Genomic DNA, 5,906 nt, shown 5'->3' with positions numbered 1-5,906 from the left:
AGTAGAGCGTCGCCGTGGCAACGGCTCGAGTCCAAGCTTTGCGAGCTGCATCATGCGGCAGCCGCGAATGGAGAGCAGCTTACGGCTTGTACGAGTCCGGGTCCGGCGAATCCGACGGCTTGGCGAACTCGGCCTTCAGCTCGGCGGACATCGGGGTGTTCAGGTTCAGGCCCTTCGGCGGGATCTTCTGCATGAACCATTTGTCGTACAGCTTGGCGCCCTCGCCGCTGGTGTAGATCTTGGCGGTCGCGGCATCGACGACCTTCTTGAACTGCGGATCGTCCTTGCGCAGCATGATGCCGTAGGGCTCGGGCTTCGAGAACGCGTCGCTGGAGATGACGTAGGCGGCCGGATCCTTCGAGCTGGCGACGAGGCTGGCGAGCAGGATGTCGTCCATCACGAACGCCACCGCGCGGTCGGTCTCGACCATCAGGAAGGCCTCGGCGTGATCCTTGGCCGGGATGATGTTGATGCCGAGGCTGCGCGCGGCATTGGCCTCGGTCAGCTGCTTGATGTTGGTGGTGCCGGCGGTCGACACGACCGTCTTGCCCTTCAGATCATCGATCTTGGTGATGTTGCTCGCCTTCTTCGAGACGTAGCGGCTGGCCGTCAGGAAGTGGGTGTTGGTAAAGGAGATCTGCTTCTGGCGCTCGGCATTGTTGGTGGTCGAGCCGCATTCGAGGTCGATGGTGCCGTTGGCGAGCAGTGGGATGCGGGTCGACGAGGTCACCGGGTTGAGCTTGACCTCGAGCTTGTCGAGCTTCAGCTCCTTCTTCACGGCATCGACGATGCCCATGCAGATGTCGATCGCGAAGCCGACCGGCTTCTGGTTGTCGTCGAGATAGGAGAACGGAATCGAGGAGTCGCGGACGCCGAGCGTGATGGCACCGGTCTCCTTGATGTTCTTCAAGGTCCCCGTCAGGTCTTCCGCCTGCACCTGGCCGGCGCAGAGCGCGGCGGCGAAGGCGAGGCCGAATAGGCGAAGTGACTTCATAACTGATCTCCTCAATCCGGCAGATGGCCGGATGCTTGCATAAACCAGAGCGAACTCAAAATAGTCCCGCCCGGCCTCGGACGATCTCCGGCCGGACAGGCGCGGGCACCATAGACCACCCCGCAGCGGCAAGTTCTCGGACGCTTGCGACAAATTGCCTGTCTCGCGTCCCGTTGGACAAGACATTCGGCGCGAAACGGCAGCGCCGAACGCCGGGATGGTAAACCACGAAGGCCGCCGCGGTCGGGCGACCAGACGAAAGTCTCACGCGAGCGGTTCCCCGGCGCGCTGCAACCGCGGCCGGCGGGCCTCATGGTTCGAGACGCGCCGCGCGCTGTCAGCTTGCCTGACGTCTGTCCAATCGGCGCGTCGCTCCTCACCATGAGGGGCACCAGCGAGCTTTATCAAATCCACCAGTCCTCACCCTGAGGAGCCCGCCTAAAGCGGGCGTCTCGAAGGGCGGCCGCAGGCGACGAACATCGCCGCAACAAATCTTGCCCAGCCCTCTCAAGCAGCGAGCGATCAGCACCACCGGCTCCGAGCGAGGTGTTCTCATCCTTCTCCCCAACTCACAACGGCTTCCGCAACTCACCCAGATCCCAGAACAGCCCGGCCATCAGGCCCAGCGCCTCCTCCGTGACATCCAGAAGAATGTGCTCGTCCGGCGCGTGCTGCGAACAGCCGGGATAGGAGTGCGGGACCCACATGGTCGGCATCTTCAGCACGTCGGCAAACACGTCATTCGGCAGCGAGCCGCCGAAGTTCGGCAGCACCGCGGGCGCCTTGCCGGTGCTCATTCTGATGGAATCCGCCGCCCATTTGATCCAGGGGCTGTCGATATCGGCGCGCGAGGCCGCGAAGCCCTGCGTCATGCTGACCTCGATCATCGGGAAGCCGTGCGCGACGAGATGGCTCTTCACATCTTCGACGATCGTGTCGACCTTGGTGCCGACCACGAAGCGCAGCTGAAGCACCGCACGGGCGCGGCCGGGAATCGCGTTCGCCGGCTTGTCGATATTGCCCGAGGAGATCGCCAGCACTTCGAGCGTGTTCCAGGCATACAGCCGCTCCGCCGGCGTCAGCCCCTCCTCGCCCCAATTGTCCGACAGCGCCGGCTCGTCGGCGGTCGGCTCGACCTTGACGTCGGCCAGGATGGCCCGGATCGCGTTGGTGAGGCGCGGCGGCTTCAACGACTCCAGCTTGATCCGGCCCTGGCCGTCGACCAGCGTCGCGATCGCGTTGGCGAGGATGGTGGCTGGATTGGCGAGCACGCCGCCCCAATTGCCGGAGTGATTGCCGCCCTCGCGCAGATTGACGTCGAGATGCAACCGGATGCCGCCGCGGCAGCCGAGAAAGATGGTGGGACGCGCGGTCGACAGCCGCGGGCCATCGGAGCCGATGAAGACGTCGGCCTTCAGCGCCTCACGCTTGAGATCGGCGACCCTGGCGAGGTCGGGGGAGCCGATCTCCTCGCCCATCTCGATGATGAATTTGGCATTGAAGCCGAGCTTGCCGCCGCGGGCCTCGCGCACGGCGCGCAGCGCCGCCATGTTGATGCTGTGCTGGCCCTTGTTGTCGGCGGTGCCGCGGCCATAGAGACGGTTGCCGTCCGGCGTCACCGCCCAGGGGTCACGCCCGTCGCGCCATTCGCCAGTCATGCCGTCGACAGTGTCACCGTGGCCGTAGCTCAGCACGGTCGGAGCGCTGTCGCTTTCATGATAGGTCGCGATGAGGAAGGGCGACCGGCCGCTCGGCGACGGCACCAGCTCGGAGGAGAAGCCGAGTTCGGCAAAAGACGGCGTCAGCTCGTCGGTGAGGTAGGATTCGAGCTCGTTCTTGCGCTCGGGATTGAGGCTCTCGGTGCGATAGGCGACGCGGCGGCCCAGCTCGGCCAGGAAGTCACCGCTGGTCAGGCTCTGACGGGCACGGGCGATTGCATCAATCCTGGTCATGGCGCTTTTCCAGTCACAACGAAGGCGGCGTCATATCGGGATCACGGGAGAAGCGGAAGGGGCTGGGTTTGAATTCAGTGGAGCATCGGCCTGGTCTCGGATTCCGGAACCGCTCGCCTCGCGCCTGGATATGAACGACGGCCACGCGCGCCCTCGTTCTCGCGATGCCATTGCGCATCCGAGCTTGTCGCCGTGAACACCCTCGACAGACGGAGGGCGCGGGGAACGCCGGGTGAAGGCCTCACCCATGGCCCGCCTGCAGAAAAAAAGCAGGCGGCAGTCACCACAGGTTCAGCCGGCCATCCGGCATTCCCCGCGCGACGGTTTTCACGCGTATAGCGCGCTCTCCCCGGTGTCCGGCTCGATAGCCACCGTCGCCGGCGGGATCATCGCCCGTCGACTTGGCACCAGCGTCGGGGTGCCAGGACCACACGCCTTTGCGTCTGCCAGATGCCGTTCGTCCGCGCAGGCTTCCCCACGCTGCGGCATGCCGACAGCCGTCGCATCCCCACCTCGCGTGTCGTGACGATCGCGATGCGCCCCTCCGTATGAGGCGGGATTTCGGAAATAAAGCATAACTTCGGGTATTCGTAAAGAGATTTCTTCCCGTGAACCTCAAGCACGACTTCTGCTCCTCACCCTGAGGAGCCCGCCGCAGGCGGGCGTCTCGAAGGGTGAGGCCACTCCTCGGGCCTCATGGTTCGAGACGCGCCGCAAGCGGCGCTCCTCACCATGAGGAGCCGGCTCCGCGCTTGGCGCTGTACATCGACAGCAGCGGCGTATTCGCGGAGAGGGCTTCGCTATGCTCCATGTCGAGGCGAGATTTCGGGAATAAAGCACATATTCGGATATTCGAAAACTGATTTCTTCGCGTGGACTCGAGCAGCACATCCGCTCCTCACCCTGAGGAGCCCGCCGCAGGCGGGCGTCTCGAAGGGCGAGGCCCGGACCGTGGCCTCATGGTTCGAGACGCGCCGCAAGCGGCGCTCCTCACCATGAGGGGAAGCAGTTCGCGCTCTTCAATTCACAGCATTGCTGACCATCACCTCGATCAGCTTGGTGCCGGGACGCTGGAACGCCGCCGACAGCACGGTCTTCAACTCGCGGGGATCGCTGATGCGCAGGGACTCGCAGCCGAGCGATTTTGCCAGGCCGGCGAAGTCCACCGGCGGGTCGACGAAATCCATGCCGATGTAGTTGTCGTCGCCATGGAATGACAACAGCCGCTGCTTGATGATGCGGTAGCCGCCATTGTTGACGATGACGACGGAGAGCGGCAGCTTGTGATGGGCGGCGGTCCACAGCGCCTGGATCGAATACATCGCGCTGCCGTCGCCGGAGTAGCACACCACGGGACGATCGGGATTGGCGAGGCTGACGCCGACCGAGGCCGGCAGGCCCCAGCCGATGCCGCCGGAGGCGAGGCCGTGATAATTGTAGCGGTCGCGATACGGCCACAACGCCGTCATGTAGCGCGCCGAGGTCAGGCCCTCGTCGACCAGGATACCATGCTCCGGCACGGCCTGCGCGACCTGCAGCGCCAGATAGTCCGGATCGATCGGCGTCCGCTCGCGCGCGGCTTCGATCTGCGTCGTCAGCGTGCGGCGGCGGGCGCTCCAGTTCTTCGGTGACAGCTCCGCGATGCGCGCTTGCGCGGCGGCCTGCAGGGCCGAACCGCCGAGCGCGCGCAGCAGCGGCGTCAGTTGCAGCAAGGTCTCGCGGACGTCGGCCTTGAGCGCGATCTCGGCGCCGAAATTCTTCCCCAGCTCCCAGTCGACGAGACCGACCTGCAGGATCGGCAGGCCGTCGGGCAGCGGCAGGGTCTCGCTGTGCACGGACATGCGCAAGGGATCGGCGCCGAGCACGATCAGCAGATCATGCGGCGCCAGGAGGTCGCGGACCTGGGTCTGCGTCCGCGACAGCGAGCCGATGTAGCAGGGATGCTCGGACAGGAAGTGCGACCCATAGGGCGCGGATTGCTGATGCACTGGCGCGCCGATCGCCGATGCGAAATCGGCGGCCGCCTGCAGCGCGTCGCTCTTGACGATCTCGTCGCCGGTGATGATCACCGGCCGCTGCGCTTTGAGAATGCGCTGGGCCAGTGCCTGCAGCGCATCGGCCGAGGGCTGTACGCGCGCATCGACCCTTGTGGAGCGGCCGAGCTCGATACCGGCTTCGGCGTTGAGGATGTCGCCGGGCAGCGAGATGAACACGGGTCCGGTCGGCGGCGTGGTCGCGACCTTGGCGGCGCGGCGGACGATGCGCGGCAGATCCTCCAGCCTGTTCACCTCCACCGCCCATTTCACCAGCGGCTCGGCCATGCGGACCAGCGGGCCGTACAGCAAAGGCTCCATCAGGCCGTGGCCCTGCTCCTGCTGGCCGGCGGTGAGGATCATCGGCGTGCCCGTGAACTGCGCGTTGTAGAGCGATCCCATTGCATTGCCGAGGCCCGGCGCCACATGGACGTTGCAGGCGACGAGCCGGCCGGAGGCACGGCTGAAGCCGTCGGCGATCGCCACCACCAGGCTCTCCTGCATCGCCATCACGTAGGTGAGGTCGGGATGGTCCTTCAGCGCATGCATCACCGGCAGCTCGGTGGTGCCGGGATTGCCGAACAGATGCGTGATGCCCTCGTCCTTGAGCAGCGCGAGGAAAGCCGAGCGTCCGGTGGTGCGGTTTTTCATGAGTTTCCTCCGAGCAAGACGGCCTTGTTTGTCATTGCGCACTCTCGCCGCGTCATGGCCGGGCTTGTCCCGGCCATCCACGTCGGTCGGCACGCGTGGAAGGACGTGGATGCCCGGGACAAGCCCGGGCATGACGATGTGAAGAGAGACGAGCCAACAACGTCGATCGTCGTACGCTGCGCTCCTCGCAATGACGGCGGAGAGAGCGCGGGCGCTACGCGTTCACCCTCGCGTCATACACTGGATAGTCCGTGTAGCCCTTCTCCTCGCCGCCGT

3 protein-coding genes are annotated in these 5,906 nt (G+C 65.4%); all 3 read right to left on the bottom strand.

The genetic code is table 11. The annotated features are described in order from the left end of the window. Positions 1–79: 79 nt before the first annotated feature. Entirely contained in the window at positions 80–994 is a 915-nt protein-coding gene (locus BRAS3809_RS25255) for an amino acid ABC transporter substrate-binding protein (RefSeq protein WP_008964863.1), read from the bottom strand. 569 nt (positions 995–1,563) lie between these two features. Further along, positions 1,564–2,946, bottom strand: coding sequence for a M20 family metallopeptidase (locus BRAS3809_RS25250; protein WP_008964862.1), 1,383 nt, complete (start codon positions 2,944–2,946; stop codon positions 1,564–1,566). A 1,019-nt stretch (positions 2,947–3,965) separates the two neighbouring features. After that, positions 3,966–5,630, bottom strand: coding sequence for a thiamine pyrophosphate-binding protein (locus BRAS3809_RS25245; RefSeq protein ID WP_008964861.1), 1,665 nt, complete (start codon positions 5,628–5,630; stop codon positions 3,966–3,968). Positions 5,631–5,906: the final 276 nt, after the last annotated feature.

Origin of the sequence: Bradyrhizobium sp. STM 3809 (assembly GCF_000239795.1) — a bacterium.
GTDB lineage: Bacteria > Pseudomonadota > Alphaproteobacteria > Rhizobiales > Xanthobacteraceae > Bradyrhizobium.
The sequence above is the reverse complement of the archived record's forward strand: the minus strand, read 5'-3'. Positions and strand labels throughout refer to the sequence as shown.